This window comes from Microbacterium sp. ZW T6_19 (assembly GCF_044987465.1).
GTDB lineage: Bacteria > Actinomycetota > Actinomycetes > Actinomycetales > Microbacteriaceae > Microbacterium > Microbacterium natoriense_A.
The window spans coordinates 36,134-56,511 of the sequence record NZ_JBJDRH010000004.1 but is presented as its reverse complement, the minus strand read 5'-3'; the positions used below and the strand labels follow the sequence as shown (position 1 = coordinate 56,511).

Annotated in this window: 19 protein-coding genes and 1 tRNA gene; 8 read left to right on the top strand and 12 right to left on the bottom strand. The window is 67.3% G+C overall.

The window, feature by feature from the left end:
* Positions 1-66 precede the first annotated feature (66 nt).
* Complete coding sequence (gene acs, locus ACI3KT_RS07270; protein WP_404903380.1) at positions 67-2,034, top strand: acetate--CoA ligase; 1,968 nt, start codon at positions 67-69, stop codon at positions 2,032-2,034.
* Positions 2,035-2,133: 99 nt separating this feature from the next.
* On the opposite strand, the gene ACI3KT_RS07265 is transcribed toward acs, so the two are convergent.
* Together ACI3KT_RS07265 and ACI3KT_RS07260 are read right to left on the bottom strand one after the other, a co-directional pair.
* Complete coding sequence (locus ACI3KT_RS07265) at positions 2,134-2,595, bottom strand: RidA family protein (protein ID WP_404903379.1); 462 nt, start codon at positions 2,593-2,595, stop codon at positions 2,134-2,136.
* The gene (locus tag ACI3KT_RS07260; RefSeq protein ID WP_292910249.1) at positions 2,592-2,816 is read right to left on the bottom strand and encodes a hypothetical protein; all 225 of its coding nucleotides are present in this window, start codon (positions 2,814-2,816) and stop codon (positions 2,592-2,594) included. Before ACI3KT_RS07260 ends, ACI3KT_RS07265 begins: the two co-directional genes overlap by 4 nt.
* 66 nt (positions 2,817-2,882) lie before the next feature.
* On the opposite strand from ACI3KT_RS07260, the gene ACI3KT_RS07255 reads away from it, so the two are divergent.
* The 7 genes from ACI3KT_RS07255 (at position 2,883) to ACI3KT_RS07225 (ending at position 9,337) form a co-directional block, all read left to right on the top strand.
* Positions 2,883-5,486: a transglycosylase domain-containing protein gene (locus ACI3KT_RS07255; protein WP_404903377.1), complete on the top strand. Its 2,604-nt coding sequence runs from the start codon at positions 2,883-2,885 to the stop codon at positions 5,484-5,486.
* Positions 5,483-6,415: a metallophosphoesterase gene (locus ACI3KT_RS07250; protein WP_404903695.1), complete on the top strand. Its 933-nt coding sequence runs from the start codon at positions 5,483-5,485 to the stop codon at positions 6,413-6,415. The genes ACI3KT_RS07255 and ACI3KT_RS07250 overlap by 4 nt, the downstream gene beginning before the upstream one ends.
* A gap of 181 nt (positions 6,416-6,596) precedes the next feature.
* Positions 6,597-7,025 (top strand): peptidoglycan-binding protein, encoded by a 429-nt coding sequence (locus ACI3KT_RS07245; RefSeq protein ID WP_404903375.1) that lies wholly within the window; start codon positions 6,597-6,599, stop codon positions 7,023-7,025.
* An 85-nt stretch (positions 7,026-7,110) separates the two neighbouring features.
* A tRNA-Pro gene (locus ACI3KT_RS07240) sits at positions 7,111-7,187 on the top strand.
* A 69-nt stretch (positions 7,188-7,256) separates the two neighbouring features.
* Complete coding sequence (locus ACI3KT_RS07235; protein ID WP_404903373.1) at positions 7,257-7,715, top strand: VanZ family protein; 459 nt, start codon at positions 7,257-7,259, stop codon at positions 7,713-7,715.
* Positions 7,712-8,467, top strand: a complete 756-nt coding sequence (locus ACI3KT_RS07230; RefSeq protein WP_404903371.1) for an HAD-IIB family hydrolase — start codon at positions 7,712-7,714, stop codon at positions 8,465-8,467. Before ACI3KT_RS07235 ends, ACI3KT_RS07230 begins: the two co-directional genes overlap by 4 nt.
* 33 nt (positions 8,468-8,500) lie before the next feature.
* On the top strand, positions 8,501-9,337 hold the full coding sequence (locus ACI3KT_RS07225) for a DUF1295 domain-containing protein (protein WP_292910239.1): 837 nt from the start codon (positions 8,501-8,503) through the stop codon (positions 9,335-9,337).
* Between the two features lie 16 nt (positions 9,338-9,353).
* Here ACI3KT_RS07225 and ACI3KT_RS07220 read toward each other — a convergent pair whose 3' ends face one another.
* The 10 genes from ACI3KT_RS07220 to ACI3KT_RS07175 form a co-directional block, all read right to left on the bottom strand.
* Positions 9,354-10,634, bottom strand: coding sequence for an alpha-hydroxy acid oxidase (locus ACI3KT_RS07220; protein ID WP_307298452.1), 1,281 nt, complete (start codon positions 10,632-10,634; stop codon positions 9,354-9,356).
* Between the two features lie 9 nt (positions 10,635-10,643).
* Complete coding sequence (locus ACI3KT_RS07215) at positions 10,644-11,363, bottom strand: FadR/GntR family transcriptional regulator (RefSeq protein ID WP_404903370.1); 720 nt, start codon at positions 11,361-11,363, stop codon at positions 10,644-10,646.
* Positions 11,364-11,582: 219 nt separating this feature from the next.
* Positions 11,583-12,194, bottom strand: coding sequence for a thymidine kinase (locus tag ACI3KT_RS07210; protein WP_404903369.1), 612 nt, complete (start codon positions 12,192-12,194; stop codon positions 11,583-11,585).
* Between the two features lie 7 nt (positions 12,195-12,201).
* Complete coding sequence (gene mqo, locus ACI3KT_RS07205; protein ID WP_404903694.1) at positions 12,202-13,632, bottom strand: malate dehydrogenase (quinone); 1,431 nt, start codon at positions 13,630-13,632, stop codon at positions 12,202-12,204.
* 139 nt (positions 13,633-13,771) lie between these two features.
* Entirely contained in the window at positions 13,772-14,842 is a 1,071-nt protein-coding gene (locus tag ACI3KT_RS07200) for an aspartate-semialdehyde dehydrogenase (protein ID WP_404903367.1), read from the bottom strand.
* 145 nt (positions 14,843-14,987) lie between these two features.
* Positions 14,988-16,268 carry an aspartate kinase gene (locus ACI3KT_RS07195; protein ID WP_292910231.1) on the bottom strand — a complete coding sequence of 427 codons (1,281 nt, stop codon included), beginning with the start codon at positions 16,266-16,268 and terminating at the stop codon, positions 14,988-14,990.
* A gap of 141 nt (positions 16,269-16,409) precedes the next feature.
* Positions 16,410-17,333: a DMT family transporter gene (locus tag ACI3KT_RS07190; protein WP_404903365.1), complete on the bottom strand. Its 924-nt coding sequence runs from the start codon at positions 17,331-17,333 to the stop codon at positions 16,410-16,412.
* Complete coding sequence (gene recR, locus ACI3KT_RS07185; protein ID WP_292910227.1) at positions 17,330-17,923, bottom strand: recombination mediator RecR; 594 nt, start codon at positions 17,921-17,923, stop codon at positions 17,330-17,332. Before recR ends, ACI3KT_RS07190 begins: the two co-directional genes overlap by 4 nt.
* Positions 17,923-20,226: a DNA polymerase III subunit gamma and tau gene (locus ACI3KT_RS07180; protein ID WP_404903364.1), complete on the bottom strand. Its 2,304-nt coding sequence runs from the start codon at positions 20,224-20,226 to the stop codon at positions 17,923-17,925. Before ACI3KT_RS07180 ends, recR begins: the two co-directional genes overlap by 1 nt.
* A gap of 6 nt (positions 20,227-20,232) precedes the next feature.
* Entirely contained in the window at positions 20,233-20,376 is a 144-nt protein-coding gene (locus tag ACI3KT_RS07175; RefSeq protein WP_404903362.1) for a hypothetical protein, read from the bottom strand.
* Between the last annotated feature and the right edge of the window lie 2 nt (positions 20,377-20,378).

Below are 20,378 nucleotides of genomic sequence, written 5' to 3'. Positions count from 1 at the left end.
CCGGGACCCGATCTCCTCGTGGTCCGGCGCGCACGACACCCCATCGCCGCAAAGGAGCGCCTGCCGATGAGCAGCCAGATCGATCATCTTCTCGATGAGACCCGTCAGTTCCCGCCGTCGGAGGAGTTCGTGGCGCAGTCCATCGCCTCGCCCGCGCTCTACGAGCGCGCCGCCGCGGATCGCGAAGGATTCTGGGCTGACCAGTCCCGCGAGCTCTTGCACTGGCACAAGCCCTTCACGCAGGTCCTCGACTGGTCGGCACCGCCGTTCGCGAAGTGGTTCGACGACGGCGAGCTGAACGTCTCGTACAACTGCCTCGACCGGCACGTCGAGGCGGGCAACGGCGAGCGGATCGCGCTGCACTGGGAGGGCGAGCCGGGTGACTCGCGCGCCATCACCTACGCCGAGCTGACCGACGAGGTCAAGCGCGTGGCCAACGTCCTGCAGGGTCTCGGGGTGGGTCAGGGCGACCGCGTCGCGATCTATCTGCCGATGATCCCCGAGGCGATCGCCTCGATGCTCGCCGTCGCGCGGCTGGGCGCCATCCATTCGGTCGTCTTCGGCGGCTTCAGCGCCGACAGCCTGCGCTCCCGCATCGACGACGCCGGGGCGAAGGTCGTGATCACGGCAGACGGCGGCTACCGCAAGGGCAAGGTGTCGCCCCTCAAGCCGGCGGTCGATCAGGCGCTCGCCGACCGCGGGGAAGGAGAGCAGCAGACCGTCGAGCACGTCCTCGTCGTCAAGCGCGGCGGCAACGAGGTGGAATGGAACGACGATCGCGATCTGTGGTGGCACGACGTGGTGCCGACGGCATCCGCCGATCACGAGGCGCAGCCGTTCCCCGCTGAGAACCCGCTCTTCATCCTCTACACCTCGGGCACGACCGGGAAGCCGAAGGGCATCCTGCACACGTCCGGCGGATATCTGACTCAGGCTGCCTACTCGCACAAGTACGTGTTCGATCTGCACCCCGAGACCGACGTCTACTGGTGCACGGCCGACATCGGCTGGATCACCGGACACAGCTACGTCGCCTACGCCCCGCTCGCGAACGGCGCCACCCAGGTGCTCTACGAAGGCACGCCGGATGCTCCTCACCCCGGTCGCTGGTGGGAGATCATCGAGAAGTACAAGGTGTCGATCTTCTACACCGCCCCGACCGCGATCCGCTCGTTCATGAAGATCGGGCGGGCGGTGCCGAACAAGTTCGATCTGACGTCGCTGCGCGTGCTCGGCTCGGTGGGCGAGCCCATCAACCCCGAGGCGTGGATGTGGTACCGCGAGGTCATCGGCGCAGGCAAGACGCCGATCGTCGACACCTGGTGGCAGACCGAGACCGGCGCCATGATGGTGTCGGCTCTCGCGGGTGTGACCGCCACCAAGCCGGGATCCGCTCAGGTCCCCCTTCCCGGAATCTCGATCGATGTGGTCGACGAGTCGGGTTCAGAGGTCGGCAACGGCAACGGCGGGCTGCTCGTGATCACCGAGCCGTGGCCCAGCATGCTCCGCGGCATCTGGGGAGACCCCGAGCGCTACAAGGAGACCTACTGGGAGAAGTTCGAGGACCAGGGCTACTACTTCGCCGGAGACGGCGCGCGACTCGACGACGACGGCGACCTGTGGCTGCTCGGACGTGTGGATGACGTCATGAACGTCTCAGGGCACCGGCTCTCGACCGCCGAGATCGAGTCATCGCTGGTCGCGCACGAGGCGACGGCAGAGGCCGCTGTGGTCGGGGCATCTGACGAGACCACCGGGCAGGCGGTCGTCGCCTTCGTCATCATCAAGGAGAGCTACCTCGCCGCGCACGACCCTGCGGGCCTCGCGCAGCAGCTGCGGCTATGGGTCGGTGAGCAGATCGGCGCGATCGCCCGCCCCCGCGACGTGTACGTGGTCGGCGAGCTGCCGAAGACGCGCTCGGGCAAGATCATGCGGCGCCTGCTGCGCGACGTCGCGGAGGGACGAGAGGTCGGCGACACCACGACGCTCGCCGACACCGCGGTGATGAGCATCATCTCGGCGCAGGTGAAGTAGCCGCCACCGCTCGACCACCGGTCGTCGAGCGAGCGAAGCGAGACGAAACGCCTCATGTTCCGTAGAACATGAGGCGTTTCGTCTGGATCTCGGATGCTGTCAGGCGAGGATGAAGGTGACCTCGACCTCGACCGGGCTGTCGAGCGGCAGCGCCGAGACCCCGACGGCCGCACGCGCGTGCCGACCGGCGTCGCCGAAGATCTCGCCGAGCACGGTGCTGGCGCCGTTGATGACGCCGGGCTGGCCGGTGAAGTCGGGAGTGGACGCCACGAAGCCGCCGACGCGCAGCACACCGGCGATGCGGTCGAGGCCTCCGGCGGCATCTGCGGCGGCGGCGAGGGCGTTCAGCGCACAGGTGCGAGCGTAGAGATTCGCGTCTTCTGCGGAGACTTCGGCGCCGACCTTGCCGGTGGTCGGCAATGATCCACCGGAGAAGGGCAGCTGCCCGGAGGTGTAGACGAGGTCGCCGTGGACGACCGCGGGAACGTAGGCGGCGACGGGCGCCGCGACAGCGGGCAGCTCGATGCCGAGCTCGGCGAGACGATCGGAGACGGTGGTCATGCCGCACCGCCTTCGAACTGACGAGCCGCCTCGGCGGCGGCCGCGAGCCCCGCGTTGGCCGAAGAATCCGCGACCACGGGGCGCTTGAAGTAGGCGACCAGTCCGCCTTCCGGTCCGGTCACGACCTGCACGAGCTCCCAGCCCTGCTTGCCCCAGTTGTTGAGGATCGCAGCCGTGTTGTGGATCAGCAGGGGCGTGGTGAGGTATTCCCACGTGGTCATGGCACTCCTATGCGCGGTCGGTCCGTCGAAAGCGGTTACTCAGGGAACTCCCTTACGATCAAGCGTATGCCCCAAAAGAATCGCACGGTGAAGAGCGTGCTCGGCGGCCTCGTCGGGCTCGTCGGCCTCAGCGTCGTCGCCGGACTCCTCGTCACGGCCAGCGTCACCCCCGTCCTCGCAATGACGGGCATCACCGGTTCGACCGCCTTCTCGCTCTTCGAGAAGCTGCCGGAGAACCTCAAGGTCAACGCTCCGATGGAGCAGTCCACGATCTACGCCACAGGGACCGACGGCAATCCCGTCGCACTGGCGTCGTTCTACGAGCAGAACCGCGTCCCGCTGAGCTTCGACCAGGTCGCTCCCGTGATGTTCGACGCGATTCTCTCCAGCGAGGACAAGAACTTCTACTCTCACGGCGGCGTGAACCTCGGCGCGACCATCAAGGCCGCGTTCGGCAACGTGGTCGGCTCCACCGACCGCGGCGCCTCGACGATCACGCAGCAGTACGTGAAGAACGTGCAGATCCAGGAGTGCGAGCAGAACGTCGACACCTCTTCTAAGAACGCCGAGAACTACGACGCGCAGGTCCGAAAGTGCTGGAGCGACTACGCCGTCGCCACCGGCAGCGAGGGCATCGAGCGCAAGCTGCGGGAGATGCGCTACGCGCTGCAGATCGAGAAGGACTACTCGAAGAACGACATCTTGCTCGGCTACCTGAACATCTCGAGCTTCGGCGGCCAGGTCTACGGCATCGAAGCCGCAGCCAACCGCTACTTCTCGACCACGGCTGCGAACCTCACCCTTGCGCAGGCGGCGACGATCGCCGGCATGGTCCAGGAGCCGAACACCCTCCGCATCGACCTGCCCGATGGGACCTGGACCGACAAGGACGGCGTTGCGCACAACAGCGCAGCCGACGGTTATGCCAAGACTCTCGAGCGCCGCAACTACGTGCTCGAGCGCATGCTTATCGACGGCAAGGTCACCCAGGCCCAGTACGACGAGGCCTACGCGACGCCCATCACACCGGCGATCAAGACGACGACGCAGGGCTGCACCACGGCCGGCGACAACGCGTACTTCTGCCAGTACGTGAAGTCGGTCATCGAGAACGACCCGGTGTTCGGTGACAGCGTCGAAGAGCGCCGCGCCAACCTCCGCCGCGGCGGCATGCAGATCTACACGACGCTCGACATGCGCGTGCAGCAGCCCGCGATCGACGCAGTGCACGCGCAGGTTCCTCAGTCGATCCCCGGCATCTACGTCGGCGGGACGGTGACGTCGGTGGAGACGACAACAGGGCGCATCCTCGCGATGGCACAGAACACCGCCTTCAATGAGACTCAGACCGCCAATCTCGCCGCCGGCGAGACCTCGCAGGTCTTCGCCGCCGACAAGGCTCACAACGGGACGACGTTCGGTGTGCAGACCGGATCGACGTACAAGCTGTTCACCCTGCTCGAGTGGCTGAAGACGGGGCACTCGGTGAACCAGGTCCTCGACGGCCGCTCCCGGCTGATCAGCCCCTTCACGGCGTGCGGTGACAAGGTCGTCGTCAAAAAGAAGATCGAGAACTTTGGCAACGGTGGCGGACGGATCGGTAGCGTGCGGGAGTTCACCGCCGCATCGCTGAACACCGGATTCCTGGCGATGGCGCAGCAGCTCGACCTCTGCGACATCAACGAAACCGCGAAGAGCCTGGGCGTGCACTACGGCAACGGTGACGACATCACCGTCGGCGGCCCTGACAGCCCCGACCCTAACGGCGTGTTCGGCAGCGTGCTCGGGTCGAAGGGCGTCGCCCCTCTGCAGATGGCCGGCGCCTATGCCACCGTCGCCAACGGCGGCACCGTCTGCGAACCGAAGGCTATCGACCGGGTCGTCGGCAGCGACGGGCAGGACCGCCGGATCCCCGAGACGAAGTGCACCCCCGGAGTCATCAGCCCCGAGGTGGCGGCGACCGCCGCGTACGCCCTGCGCGGAGTGATGGAGGGCGGCGGCACCGGCGCCAACGCCCATCCCAACGACAGGATCCCCGTCATCGGCAAGACGGGTACCGCCGAGAAGGAGCACACGATGCTCGTCGAGTCGAGCACGAACGTGGCCACCGCCGTCTGGGTCGGAAACATCACCGGCCTCGAGAACCTCAGCCGCTTCCGCAACAACGAGGGTACCCCGCTGAACAACATCCGCTACGGCCTCGCCAGGGCCGTGCAGACAGCTGCGAACGCGGTCTACGGCGGCAACGCGTTCCCGAAGCCCGACGACAAGCTCACCAAGACCGTGATGGCTGACGTGCCGGATGTCAGAGGGCAGACGATCGAGCAGGCGACCGCCACGCTCGAGGGCGCAGGCTTCACCGCCACGGTCGGCGCCCCGGTCGACAGCGACCAGCCGACGAACATCATCGTCGCGCAGGACCCGTCAGGCCAGGCAGCCACCGGGACGACCATCACGATCTCGCCGAGCAACGGCTCCGGCGCGACCATCCCGGCATCCGTCATCGGAGAATCGAAGGCAGCCGCGCAGAACACCCTGTTCGGGGCTGGCTTCACCTCGATAGCGTTCGACAACTCGTGCAACCCGCCGAACGCGAAGGTGGCGACGACCGATCCCGCCGCAGGCACCGCCGCGAACAAGAGCACGACGATCCAGATCACGTGCCAGTGACCTCGACCCGCTCGGCCCACCCGGCCCTCATCGCGCTCGGCGCGGTGGGGGCCGCTGGCGCTGCCGCTGCGGTCTGGGGCATCGGCATCGAGCGCTACCTGTTCACGGTGCGGGAGGCGACGGCATCCGCTCTGGCTCCCGGCTCGACGCCGATCAAGGTGCTGCACATCTCCGACGCACACATGGCGCCCTGGCAGCACCGCAAGCAGGATTGGCTGGCGTCGCTGGCGCAGCTGCAGCCGGATCTGATCGTCAACACCGGCGACAACCTCGGGCATCGTGACGGGCTCGAGGGAATCCGTCGGGCGTTCGAGCCCTTCGCCGGCATCCCCGGCGTGTTCGTGCACGGATCGAACGATGTCACCGAGCCGTCTCCCCGCAATCCCCTGCGGTACTTCTCGGGCCCCTCGAAGAAGCACCACAAGGCCCCCGAACTCGACACCGCCGCGATGGACGCGTTCTTCACCGACGAGCTCGGGTGGACCGGTCTGAACAACACGGCTGCCCGCCTACAGGTCGGCGGCAACACCGTCGACTTCTTCGGCGTCGACGACGCGCATCGTGACTGGGATCGCCTCGACGATCTTCCCGCCGCGATCGATGCTCTCGGCCCTCGTCCCGACGGCGCCTCGGTCATCGGCGTGACGCATGCGCCATACCAGCGGGTGCTGAACAGGTTCATCGATCTCGGTGCCGAGGCGATCTTCGGCGGCCACACGCACGGCGGCCAGGTGTGCCTCCCCGGTATCGGTGCCCTCGTCGCGAACTGCGACATCCCGCTGAAGCAGGCGAAGGGCCTCAGCACCTGGACCCACGAGCACCGCACCGTGCCGCTGAACGTCAGCGCCGGCTGCGGTCACTCGATCTACGCCCCCGTGCGCTTCGCATGCCGACCAGAAGCGACATTGCTGACACTGACCGACCGCTGAACCTTCGTGGCTTATCCCTGGCTGTTGTCTGCGCTTGCCCTGAGGCGCACAAGCATCCCGCGTCCTCAATCGATTGTCCCCCGAAGTACCTACAGACAGGGCCTATCCGCGCCGGTAGCTTTACGAACGGATTCGAAAACAACGCCGATTCGAACCGTGCGTAACCCTCGGAGGAGCAAAAATGAGTATTGCCCGTATCAGACGCAAGGTTGCCCTGCTGGTCGCAGGAGTTGCGCTGGCAAGCGCAGCATTAGCAGGCGGCGTCGCGGCGGAGCCTGCGCAGGCGGCTCCACAAGCCGCTTGCCGTCAGTACAACTACAGTCAGGGAGGCAACGGCGACTGTGTGAAGGCGATTCAGGCGCTGATCAGTACGTCTAATCACAGCGGGACTCCTGGCCGAATCGACATCGGAGCACCAATTACGCGGGATGGTTCCTTCGGACCCGCGACTCGTAACGCAGTCGTCCGATTCCAGTCGTACAACGGACTTACTGCCGACGGGATAGTCGGCGCCAACACATGGTACAAGCTCTGCAACGGTGGTGTCTACGCTCCGACGCAAAGCTTGATCAACGACTATAACTGGGCTTTCTCCTACGCCTGCTACTAACCTCGGCGGACGAGCTCCGACTCTCATCCTCTCCCCCGATTCGCCCTTTCGCCCTCCTCTCTTGTAGACTCGGAGGGTTGCAAAACGGGGTGTGGCGCAGCTTGGTAGCGCGCTTCGTTCGGGACGAAGAGGTCGCAGGTTCAAATCCTGTCACCCCGACCAGTAAGACCGGAAGGCCGCCCTCAGGGGCGGCCTTCTCTGTACCGGGATGTGTGAGAGGAGAACGTGGCGATGAGCTCACGACGACGCTTCGTCCGCATCGCGACGATCGCCATCGGCGTTCCGTTCCTCGCCGTGATCGCCTTCCTCGCCCTGACTCCACGGCGCATCGAGGAGCGCATCCCGAACGTGCTCGACCTGGTGCTCGCGACCGCGCATCGACTCGGCTGGACGTCTCTCGATTTCATGACCCTCGAGATCCTCGCGAACGTTCTCGTGTTCATCCCGGTCGGCATCATCGCCTACGTCTTCGCACCGCGCAGACTCCGGTGGCTGGCGCTGCTGGCGGGTCCTGCAGCATCCGTGTCCATCGAGCTCGTCCAGCTGCTCGCGCTGCCGAACCGCGTCCCTTCGATCGCCGACGTCGCCGAGAACGTGCTCGGGGCGACGATCGGCGTCGCCCTGTGCGCACTGGCGAGCAGAGTTCTCAACTCCCCCGCATCCGCATCTCCTACTCTGGAAGCATCATGACTACGCCTGCCCTCGTCGCCTTCGACCTCGATGACACGCTCGCTCTCTCGAAGAGTCCCATCAGCCCCCGCATTGCCGAATTGCTGCGTGCGCTGCTGCATCAGGTCGAAGTCGCGATCATCTCGGGCGGCAACGAGGCCCAGTTCCGCACACAGGTCATCGCTCAGCTCGGAGAGACGGATGCCGCGCGCCTCGGCCGCCTGCACCTGCTCCCCACCTGCGGCACACGCTATCTGCGCCACGACGGCACCTCGTTCGCACCGCTCTATGCGCACGATCTCACCGACGACGAGAAGACGAGAGCACTCACCGCACTGCGCGAGGAAGCCGATCGGCTGGGGTTGTGGGAGACGGAGCCCTGGGGCGAGATCCTCGAGGACCGCGGCTCACAGATCACGTTCTCGGCCCTCGGGCAGAAAGCCCCGGGCGACGCCAAGCACGCATGGGATCCCAGCGGCGCCAAGCGTCTGACTCTGCGCGACGCCGTCGCGGCCCGCGTACCCGACCTCGAGGTGCGCGCCGGCGGTTCGACGTCGATCGACATCACCCGCGCGGGCATCGACAAAGCCTACGGTATGACGCAGCTGGCCGAGTTCACCGGCATCCCCCTCTCCTCGATGCTGTTCTACGGCGACCGTCTCGATGAGGGCGGCAACGACTATCCGGTGCTCGCCCTCGGCGTGCCCTCGGTGGCGGTCGACGGCTGGGAAGACACGGCCGACAAGCTCGACGAGCTGCTGAAGGCCCTCTGAACTCGTAGGGGCCTCGACCTCTAGCATGGCGTCATGGATGCTCTGCTCATCGTCGTCATCACAGCCGCCGTCGCGAGCATCGCCTGCTGGGTGCTCTCTCTGATCACCCGAGACACCTCATGGGTCGATCGCGCATGGTCGATCGTTCCGGTCGTCTACGCCTGGATCTTCGTCGTCGGCGGGTTCTCCCGCGGTGACGGGTCGGCCCGCATCGTGGTCATGGCCGTGCTGATCACCGCCTGGGGCATCCGCCTCACCGCGAATTTCGCGCGCAAGGGCGGCTACACGGGCATGGAGGACTACCGCTGGGCGATCCTGCGCAAAAGGATGAGGCCTTGGCAGTTCCAGATCTTCAACCTGCTCTTCATCGTCGGGTACCAGATGACGCTCCTGGTGCTCATCACCCTGCCGGTCGATGTCGCCGCGCGGCACCCGAGCGCATTGACGATCTGGGATCTGCTGTTCGCCGCCGCGTTTATCTTGTTCCTCCTGGGCGAGACGGTGGCCGACCAGCAGCAATGGAGTTTCCATCAGCGCAAGAAGCAGGCGGGAGGCGTTCTCCCGCCCGGCTTCGCCACTCAGGGGCTGTTCCGCTACAGCCGCCACCCCAACTTCTTCTTCGAGCAAGCCCAGTGGTGGGCGCTGTACGCGATCGGTGCGACAGCGGCGGTCGTCTCCGGGGCCGGCGCCCTCGGCGTCGTGAACCCGACGATCGTCGGCCCCGCGCTGCTGTCAGTGCTCTTCATCGGCTCGACGATCTTCACCGAGTCGATCACGTCGTCGAAGTACCCCGACTACGCGTCCTACCGGCGCACCACATCGATGCTGGTGCCCTGGCTGCCACGCCGGGCTGCATCCCGAGACGCCTGACGGCTCTCCTGCCGGATCAGCGCGCCGCGATCTCCGACACCGAACGCGACACCGGCACCAGTCGGGTGAGCTGCGTGACGTGCGTGGGCTCGAGTTCTGCGAGGGACGAGACGCCGAGCAGGCGCATGGTGCGCTCGATTTCGCCGCGCAGGATCGCGATCGTCCGGTCGACTCCCTCGCGTCCGCCGGCCATCAGGCCGTACAGGTATGCCCGGCCGATGAGCGTGAAGTCCGCGCCCAGCGCGACCGAGGCGACGATGTCGGCGCCGTTCATGATTCCGGTGTCGATCATGACGGTGAAGTCGCCGCCGACCGCTTCGCGGACCTTCGGCAGGAGGTGGAACGGGATCGGCGCGCGATCGAGCTGCCGCCCGCCGTGGTTCGACAGCACGATGCCGTCGACACCGGCGTCTTTCAATCGCAGCGAGTCCTCGACGTTCTGTACGCCCTTGATCACGATCTTGCCGGGCCAAAGGTCGCGGATGACGGCGAGGTCGTCGTAGCTGATCGTGGGATCCATGGCGGCGTCGAGCAGTTCGCCGACGGTGCCGCCCGTGGTGCTGAGCGAGGCGAACTCCAGCTTCGGAGTGGTGAGGAAGTCGTACCACCACCACGGCCGCGGAATCGCGTTGACGATCGTGCCGAGGGTCAGCTGCGGCGGGATGCTGAACCCGTTGCGCTTGTCGCGCAGACGCGCACCGGCGACCGGAGTGTCGACCGTGAAGTGCAGGGTGTCGAAACCGGCTGCCGCAGCGCGCCGGGTGAGCTCGTAGGAGATCTCGCGATCGCGCATGACGTACAGCTGGAACCAGTTCCTTCCTGGAATGGGTCCCTGAGGCTCTCGAAGGGTGACGGCCTTGACGCCCTCGATAGACGTCGTGCCGAGCGTCGACAGGGTGAACGGGATGCCGGCAGCGGCCGCGGCTCCCGCGCCAGCCACCTCGCCCTCGGTCTGCATGAGGCGGGTGAAACCGGTCGGCGCGATGCCGAAGGGCAGCGCCGATGGTCCGCCGAGGATGTCGACGGAGGTGTCGACATGAGGCGCCGGTCGCAGGATGCCGGGGTGGAACTCCACGTCCTGGAAAGCCTGGCGGGCGCGTGACAGCGACAGCTCTCCCTCGGCCGCACCGTCGGTGTAATCGAAGGCGGCCTTGGGCGTGCGACGCTTGGCGATCGTGCGGAGGTCGGCGATCGTCAGGGCGGCGTCGAGACGGCGCTTCTTGCCGTTCAGCTCGGGCTTCTTGAACTTCATCAGTTCGAGCAGCTCAGCGGGATTGGGTACCTGGCGCTGGACCATGGCGCTCCTTCAGTGCGTGGTGGGGGTTTCTCGGGTCAGGCCCGTGGCGGTGTAATAGCCGGTGATGTGGCGTCGGACCAGAGTGCCGGCGACCTCGGCCTCGCCGGCGTCGACGGCCGAGACGATCGCGCGGTGCTCAGCCCGCAGGTGGGCGGCCATGGCCTCCCAGTCGACGACGGATGCCGCGCCCGCCTGCACGTAGGATTCGATCGCCGTGCGCAGCCCCGCCATCATCGCCGAGATCACAGAGTTGCCGCTGGCCTCGGCGAGGGTGAGGTGCAGCTGCGCATCGAGGGCGAGGAACTCCTCTGGCGCGAGACCCTCTGCATCCATCGCATCCAGCAGACGGTGGACGCTCGACGTGTCTCGATCGACGGACTGCGCCAGCGCGGTCACGACCGCGTCTTCGAGCACGAGTCGTGTCTGCACGACGTCGGTCAGCGGGAATCCCTGAGCGGCCATCTGGAGCCTCAGCAGGGCGGACATGCCACCGGAGGGTGTGGCGATGACGATCGCCCCGGACTGCGGTCCGGAACCGGTCGCCGTGCGGATGAGACCCATGACCTCGAGCACCCGCAGCGCCTCCCGGACGCTGGAGCGGCCGACGCCGAGATCGGCCGACAGATCGCGCTCGGAGGCGAGACGGTCGCCCGGTCCGAGCCGGCCGGCGAGAAGGTCGCGCTCGATGTGCTCAAGCACGATGCGCCATGCACGGGGCTGCTCCGGCATCCGCTCCCCCTCGACTCTGTGGTCTGACCACAGTAGCGTGTGTGGTCAGACCACGCAACAGTCTCTGGTCATTGAGCGAGCGCAGCGAGACGAAACGCGCGATCGACCGTACGACAGAAGTCGAGAGATCGGTTCCGCGTTTCGTCTCGTCGCTCCGCTCCTCGCTCAACGACCGGGCGCGGGACCGGCTACCGTACCCGTCGGCGCGGGTTGGCGGGCTCAGCCCAGACGGCCGCCGGATTCCTGCAGGTAGCACGAGCCGCAGAGCGACTCGTAGGTGGTGACCTCGGGGGCCGCCTCGCCCTCGGCACCCTCGTCGATCGCGACCTGATCGCCGTCGAAGACGAATCGCCCTCCGACCACGCGGCCGTTGAACACGGCCTTGCGGCCGCAGCGGCAGATCGTCTTCAGCTCCTCGAGCGAGTGGGCGATCGCGAGCAGCCGCGCCGAGCCGGGAAAGGCGTGCGTGAGGAAGTCGTTGCGGATGCCGTAGGCGATCACCGGGATGCCGTCCTCCACCGCGATGCGGAAGAGATCGTCGATCTGGGCGGGCGTGAGGAACTGCGCCTCGTCGATGAGCAGGCACGCGATGTCCTTGCCCTCGGCGTGTTCGGCGAAGAGCACTCTGGCGTCAGCATCCGCCTCGACCAGGAAGTCGACCTCTCGCGTCATGCCCAGACGGCTGGAGATCTCGGACGCGCCCTTGGTGTCGATCGCGGGCTTCGCGAGCAGCACGTGCTGGCCGCGCTCTTCGTAGTTGTACGCCGCCTGCAGCAACGACGTCGATTTGCCCGAGTTCATCGCTCCGTAGCGGAAATAGAGCTTGGCCACGATGCGGTCAGGCGTTGATGCCGAGGACCTCGGCGGTGGCCGCGGTCGAGGTCGCGGCTGCGGCAGCATCCGCATTCAGCTTCTTGCCGAAGGTCGGAATGAGAGAGCGCAACTCCGGTTCCCAGCTCGGGTACTCCTTCGGGAAGCACTTCTTCAGCAGATCGAGCATGATCGGCACTGCCGTCGACGCGCCCGGCGATGCGCCCAGAAGGCCTGCGATCGAGCCGTCGGCCGAAGAGACGACCTCGGTGCCGAACTGCAGGACGCCACCCTTCTTCGGGTCCTTCTTCATGACCTGCGCCCGCTGACCGGCGTCGATGAGGGTCCAGTCCTCGTCCTTCGCGGTCGGCATGAAGGTGCGAAGGCTATCGACCTTCTTGCGATGGTTCTTCAGCAGCTCGCTGACCAGGTACGTGATCAGGTCGGGGTTCGCGAACGCGACCCGCAGCATCGGCCACAGGTTGTGCGGGCGCACCTGGGTGACGATGTCGAGCATCGACCCCTTCTTCAGGAACTTCGGGCTGAACGTCGCGAACGGACCGAACATGAGCGACGATTCGCCGTCGACGACGCGCGTATCGAGGTGCGGCACCGACATGGGCGGAGCGCCGACCGACGCCTGCGAGTACACCTTGGCCTTGTGCTGCGCGACGACCTTCGGGTTCGTGGTCTTGAGGAACTGGCCGCCGATCGGGAAGACGCCATAGCCCTTGATCTCGGGGATGCCCGAGCGCTGCAGCAGCTTCAGCGCCCAGCCGCCCGCGCCGACGAAGACGAAGCGCGCCTTGATCTGGTTCGGGGTGTGACCGAGCGTGTTGCGGTAGCTGAGCAGCCAGCCGCCGTCCTTCTGCTTCTTGAGGTTCTTGACCTCGTGGTTCAGGCGCAGATCGACACCCGAGGCCGTGAGGTGGTCGAAGAGCTGGTGAGTGAGGGCTCCGAAGTCGACGTCGGTGCCCGCGGGCACGCGAGTGGCTGCGAACGGCTCGCCCTTGCGGCGCTTCTGCATGAGCAGCGGCGCCCACTTGTTGATGACGCGAGAGTCTTCGCTGTACTCGATGCCCTCGAACAGGGGCTGCTTCTTGAGCACCTCGTAGCGGTCCTTGAGGTACGCCACGTCCTTCTCACCACGCACGAACGTCATGTGCGGAGTCGCGTTGATGAACGTCTTGGGTTCGTCGAGCACGCCCTTCTCGACGAGGGACGACCAGAACTGACGGCTCTGCTGGAACTGCTCGTTGATGCTGACGGCCTTGGCCGGGTCGAGCGGCTCGCCCTTCACCTGCGGCATGTAGTTCAGCTCGCACAGGGCGGCGTGACCGGTGCCGGCGTTGTTCCACGGGTTGGACGACTCCTGCGCCACATCGGAGAGCCGCTCGAAGGCGACGATCTTCCAATCCGGCTGCAGAGCGTGCAGCAGCGTACCCAGGGTGGCGCTCATGATGCCACCGCCGATCAGGACGACATCGACGTTTTCAGTCACCGCACCATTCTAGTTCGAGGGCACGGCACGACTGACCACGCCCACAGGCGCCACCAGAGCGGATCCGCATCGGGCGGATGCGCTCCGGCTATGACGCTCAGACGGTGACGCTCAGGCGCTCCGCGAGGATCTCCGCGATCTGGACCGCGTTGAGCGCAGCGCCCTTGCGCAGGTTGTCGTTGCTGATGAACAGCACGAGACCCTTGCCCTCGGGTGCGGACTGGTCTGCACGGATGCGGCCGACGAAGCTCGGGTCCTTGCCTGCGGCGTACAGCGGCGTGGGGACTTCTTCGAGCTCGACTCCGGGAGCAGAGGCGAGGATCTCGGTCGCGCGAGCGGGCGTGATGTCGTTCGCGAACTCGGCGTGGATCGAGAGCGAGTGGCCCGTGAAGACCGGGACGCGCACGCAGGTGCCCGCCACGCGGAGGCCCGGCAGCTCGAGGATCTTGCGGCTCTCGTTACGGAGCTTCTTCTCCTCGTCGGTCTCGTTGTCGCCGTCGTCGACCAGGTTGCCCGCGAACGGGATCACGTCGAAGGCGATGGGAGCGACGTACTTCTCGGGCTGCGGGAAGTCGATGGAAGAGCCGTCGTGCACGAGACGGAGGGTGTCGCCCTGAGCGAGCACGCCCTCGACCTGGCCGAGGAGCTCCTGTGCGCCGGCGAGCCCTGAGCCGGAGACGGCCTGGTACGTCGACACGATGAGCCGCTCGAGGCCGGCCTCGGCATGCAGCGCCTTGAGCACCGGCATCGCGGCCATCGTGGTGCAGTTCGGGTTCGCGATGATGCCCTTGGGGCGATCGTCGATCGCGTGCGGGTTGACCTCGCTGACCACGAGCGGAACCTCGGGATCGTTGCGCCATGCGCTGGAGTTGTCGACCACGACGGCGCCGGCCTCGGCGAAGCGCGGGGCATACGCGCGGCTGGCTGTCGCACCGGCGGAGAAGAGGGCGATGTCGATGCCCGCGGCATCCGCCGTCTCGACGTCTTCGACGATGACGGTCGCTCCCCCGAACTCGATCGCCGTACCCGCCGAGCGCGACGACGAGAACAGCCGCAGCTCACGGATCGGGAACGACCGCTCGGCGAGAATCTCGCGCATCACGGTGCCCACCTGGCCGGTGGCGCCCACGATGGCGACGGAGAGTCCTGAGTCGTAGATGCGGGTCATGAGGTTTTTCCTTGGCGTCGAACGAATGCTGCGTTGCGAGACGCGAGGCGCGACGTCGGGGTGCGGATGCCGCGCCTGGCGCCGATGTCAGGGTTTCGGTGAGTCTACCGTGCCGCGAACGGCGCCTGGGTCGTGGTGACGACCCTCAGCGACCGGTGCCGGCGTGCACAGTCGCCTCGGCCTCGCCGTCGAGCCCGTACGCGGTGTGCACCGTGCGAGCGGCGTCAGCGAGGTCGGAATCGCGCAGCACGACGGAGATGCGGATCTCGGAGGTCGAGATCATCTCGATGTTGATTCCTGCATCCGACAGCGCTTCGAACAGCGTCGCGGAGACGCCGGAGTGGGTGCGCATTCCTGCACCGACCACCGAGAGCTTGCCGATCTGATCGTCGTGCACGAGGCTGGCGAAGCCGACCTCGGTCTGCTCACCCGCGAGAGCCTTCAGCGCCGCCGGAGCGTCAGCCTTCGGAACCGTGAACGAGATGTCGGTTCGCCCGGTCGCCGACACGTTCTGCACGATCATGTCGACGTTGGCGCCGGACTTCGCGACGATCTTGAAGATCTCTGCGGCCTTGCCCGGCACATCGGGGACTCCGGCGACGGTGATCTTCGCCTGGCCGAAATCGGTGGCGACGCCGGCGACGATCGGTTCTTCCATGGCTGCTCCCTTGGATTCGCGAGGGTTCTTCATGCCCTCACCCAGAACGTAGGTGCCCTCGGACGACGAGAACGTCGAACGGGCGTGGATCAGGACGCCGTGACGGCGTGCGTACTCGACGGCGCGGATGTAGAGCACCTTGGCGCCGTTCGCGGCGAGCTCGAGCATCTCTTCGCTCGAGACGTGATCGAGCTTCTGCGCCTTCGGGATCACGCGGGGGTCTGCGGTGAAGATCCCGTCGACGTCGCTGTAGATCTCGCAGACATCGGCGTCGAGGGCCGCCGCGAGCGCGACGGCGGTCGTGTCGGAACCGCCGCGGCCGAGGGTCGTGATGTCGCGGGTGTCGCGGTTGAAGCCCTGGAAACCGGCGACGATGACGATCGCCCCCTCGTCGAGAGCCTCGCGCAGGCGCACCGGGGTCACATCGACGATGCGCGCGGCGCCGTGCTGCGAGTCGGTGATCATTCCGGCCTGGCTGCCCGTGAAGGAGCGTGCTTCGAATCCCATCGAGTGGATCGCCATCGCGAGCAGCGCCATCGAGATGCGCTCACCGCTGGAGAGCAGCATGTCGAGCTCACGCGGGGCGGGGATCGGCGCGACCTCGTTCGCGAGGTCGAGCAGTTCGTCGGTGGTGTCGCCCATCGCGCTCACGGCGACGACGACGTCGTGACCGGCGCGACGCGTGTCGACGATGCGCTTGGCGACGCGCTTGATGCTCTCTGCGTCGGCGACGGAGGAGCCGCCGTACTTCTGCACGATGAGGGCCACGTTCACTCCCTGGGATGTCGGGCGGATCCGCCCACGCTCATTCTACGGAGGCCGCATATGCGTCGATGCGCATGTGACGGTGGGCAGGCATGACGGCGGGGGCTGCGGGCCCGAGGGCGAACGGGTGCGCGGCGTCGCGCGTCAGGGCGCGGGCGGCAGCGGTGCCGGAGCGGATGCTGTGGGGCGGAGCCGTCCGCCGGTGCCGGCGAACCAGCATCCGGCGATGATCAGCGGGAATCCGATCAGGAGGCCCGGTGTCAGCGGCTCGGCGAGCACGATCGCGCCGAGGATGATCGCGACGACCGGATTGACGTATGTGAACAGCGGGGCGCGCACCGGCCCCACCTCGCGGATCAGGGCGAAGAACACGAGGAACGCGACGGCCGTGCAGATCACCGCGAGCGTGAGCATCGCTCCGATCGACGGCAGAGTGGGCACCTGGTGCTGGGTGAGCAGGCCGATGGGCAGATACAGGATGCCGATCATCATCAGCGACAGCGTGATCGTGCCGAGCGAGGGCACGTCGCCGAGCTTGCGAGCGACGATGAACGGCGCGATCGCGTAGAGCACGGCGACGAGCAGGACTTCTCCGGCCGCGAGCAGGCTCACATCTCCGCCGAACAGTCCGGGGCCCGCGACGACGATCGCGACGCCGATGAAGCCGATCACCAGGCCGATCGCGCGAGCCGGGCGAAGCACTGCCCTGTCGCCGCCCCCGAGGGCGATCAGCGCCGCGAACAACGGCACGGTGGCGACGAGCAGTCCCGTCATACCCGAGGGCAGAGTCATCTCGGCGTGCCCGAGCAGCACGAAGGGTCCGGCCATCTCGACCAGTCCGAAGGCGAGCACCCAGGGCCACATCTTGAGAGCAGGCCGCAGCGCCCCGGAACGGATCGCGAAGGGCAGCAGCAGGAGGGCGGCGATGAGAGTACGGCCCGCGACGATGGCGGGCGGCGAGAACGACTCGACGGCCACACTGATGAACAGGTACGGAACGCCCCACAGCAGGCACATGGCCGCGAAGAGCAACCAGCCTCGGCGCGTGAAGCCGGACTGCGCGATCACAGGACGCGCCGGCCCTCGAAGGCACGGCCGAGGGTGACCTCGTCGGCGTATTCGAGATCGCCGCCGACGGGGAGTCCGGATGCCAGTCGGGAGACCGTGATCTGCATGGTGGTCAGCAGGCGGCTGAGGTAGCTCGCGGTCGCCTCGCCCTCGAGATTGGGGTTCGTCGCCAGGATGACCTCTTGCACCGTTCCGTCGGCCAGGCGCGTCATCAACTGGGCGATGCGCAGATCGTCGGGGCCCACGCCCGCGATCGGGCTGATCGCGCCGCCGAGCACGTGGTAGAGCCCGCGGAACTCGCGGGTCCGCTCGATCGCCGCGACGTCCTTCGCGTCCTCGACGACGCAGATCAGTGCGGGGTTGCGCCGAGGATCACGGCAGATCGCGCACCGGTCCTGCTCGGCGACGTTGCCGCACACCTCGCAGAACCGCACGCGCGTGCGGATGTCGGAGAGGAGCTCGGCGAGACGCGCGACATCGAACGTCGGAGTCTGCAGGATGTGGAACGTGATGCGCTGTGCCGACTTCGGTCCGATGCCGGGGAGCCGGCCGAACTCGTCGATCAGCTCTTGGACGATTCCGTCGTACATCAGGAGAACCTCGTCGGGGGCTCGTAGGGCTCTTCGCGCACGAAGGTCGCGCCGAGCACCTGGCGGATCACGGCCTCGCCGTAACGCTGCACTCCCCCTGCCGGGGTGCGCTCGGTCAGCACCGGAGCGGACTGCGGGCGGGCCGGCGCAGAAGGCGCAGGGGCGGATGCTGTCGCCGGAGCGGATGCTGGTGTCGAAGCCGCCGCCCGAACAGAGGCCGCCGGAGCGGATGGCACGGCAGCCGGCTCGTATGCGGGATCGTATGGCGGCTCGTCGTCGAAGTACGGCGGTTCATCGTCGAAGGGCGGCGCATCGTCGACGACGACGGAGGCAGGCTGCGCCGCGGCCTGTTCGCCACTCCGCGGGGCGGCCGGGGCGGAAGCATCCGACCGCACAGCGGTGCCCGACGGGAGCGAGGTCTCCGGCGCAGACGCGGACCCCGAACCCGCAGACGTGCTGACAGGCACGCCGGATTCCGCGCCTGCAATCGGTGCAGAGTCGGCGCTGGGCTCCGCCGACCGCCCGGAAGTCGCGGCAGTCGGCATGGCCGCCGGTATCGACGCGACCGCCCACTCCGTCACGGGCGCTGAAGACTCGGAACGGGACTGCGGGCGGGGAGACCGCGCTGACGCAGGCTCCGATGTGGAGGGCGCGTCACCTGTGGAGGGCGCGGACGCCGAGGGCTGGCGCGGTGCGCCCCCGGCCGGCATCGGGGCCGGACGGTACTTCACCTTGATGCCGAGCTCGTGCTCGATCGCGGTGCGCAGGTGATCGGATGGCCCGGAACCCGGGACCGTGCCCTTGAACTTCTGGACGTCGTGCTGGCTCGTGAATCCGAGCGTCAGCACCTCGCCTTCGGTGTCGTACGCGAGCGGCTGAACCGCGGTCGCCAGCAACCATGACGTGCGGCTGATGTCTTCGAGGCGCTTGAGGATGGCCGACCACGACGCCGAGATGCGGTCGAGCGTCACCGGGCCGGAGGGAGCCGGTGCCGGTGCAGGCGAAGCGGGTGAGGGCTCACCGGACGCGGATGCCGGAGCCGTCGACGAGGGAGTCGCGGCAGGAACGGCGCGTTCCGTATCGGTCGCTGCGCTCCCTCGCGGGGCGACCGGAGAGGCAGCAGGCGCGTCGACGGGAGAGGTGACCCCGGAAGAGGCGACAGCAGGCGCGGAGGAGGCATCTGCTCCCGAGGCGAGCACGCGCGCGACCAGCAGTTCCAGATGCAGGCGCGGCGACGTGGCCCCCGACATGTCGTCGAGCGCGGCGCTCACGATGTCGGCTGTGCGCGAGAGCCGCGCACCTCCGAAGACCGCCGCCTGCCCGCGCATGCGCTCGAGCTCGTCGGCGGCGACACCGCGCAGAACGGCGGCGGCGCCTGCCCCCACGGCGGCTATGACGATGAGGTCGCGCAGCCGTTCGAGCAGGTCGTCGACGAATCGCCGCGGGTCCTGACCGGTCTGCACGACCTTGTCGATCGCGGGGAACGCCGCGGCGGCATCGCCGGCAGCGAGCGCGTCGACGATCTCGTCGAGCACGGTCGCGTGGGTGTACCCCAGCAGAGAGACTGCGCGCTCGTACTTGACCTCGACGACGTCGGAACCTGCGGGCGAATCGGAACCTGCGATCAGCTGGTCGAGCAGAGACAGGGTGTCACGGGGAGAGCCACCACCGGCGCGCACGACGAGCGGCAGCACGCCCTGCTCGACGACCACGCCCTCTTCAGTGCACAGCTTCTCGACGTACTCGAGCATCGCTGCCGGCGGCACCAGCCGGAACGGATAATGGTGCGTGCGCGAGCGGATGGTGCCGAGCACCTTCTCGGGCTCGGTCGTCGCGAAGATGAACTTGACGTGTTCGGGCGGCTCTTCGACCAGCTTCAGCAGGGCGTTGAATCCCTGCGGCGTCACCATGTGAGCCTCGTCGAGGATGAAGATCTTGTAGCGATCACGGCTGGGGGCGAAGGTCGCCCGCTCGCGCAGGTCGCGGGCGTCGTCGACGCCGTTGTGGCTCGCGGCATCGATCTCGACCACGTCGAGCGATCCGCCACCGGCGCGTGAGAGCTCGACGCAGCTCGGGCAGGTGCCGCAGGGCACGTCGGTCGGACCTTCGGCGCAGTTCAAGCACCGCGCGAGGATGCGCGCCGAGGTCGTCTTGCCGCAGCCGCGAGGGCCCGAGAAGAGGTACGCATGACCGACCCTGTCTCCGCGCAGCGCGGTCATCAGCGGATCGGTCACCTGGGACTGCCCGATCATCTCGCCGAAGGACTCGGGCCGGTAGCGGCGGTAGAGGGCTGTAGTCACCATGACAGCCTACGGCGTGCCGCCGACGTTGCGGTCGGCCCGGGAGACGACAGTTCCCACCACCTCGCCGAAACCCCTGGTCGGCGCCGACACCCCGCCCTTGTGGCGTTGCTGAGACTGGGTCTCGGCCACAGGACGGGGTCTCGGCGACATGG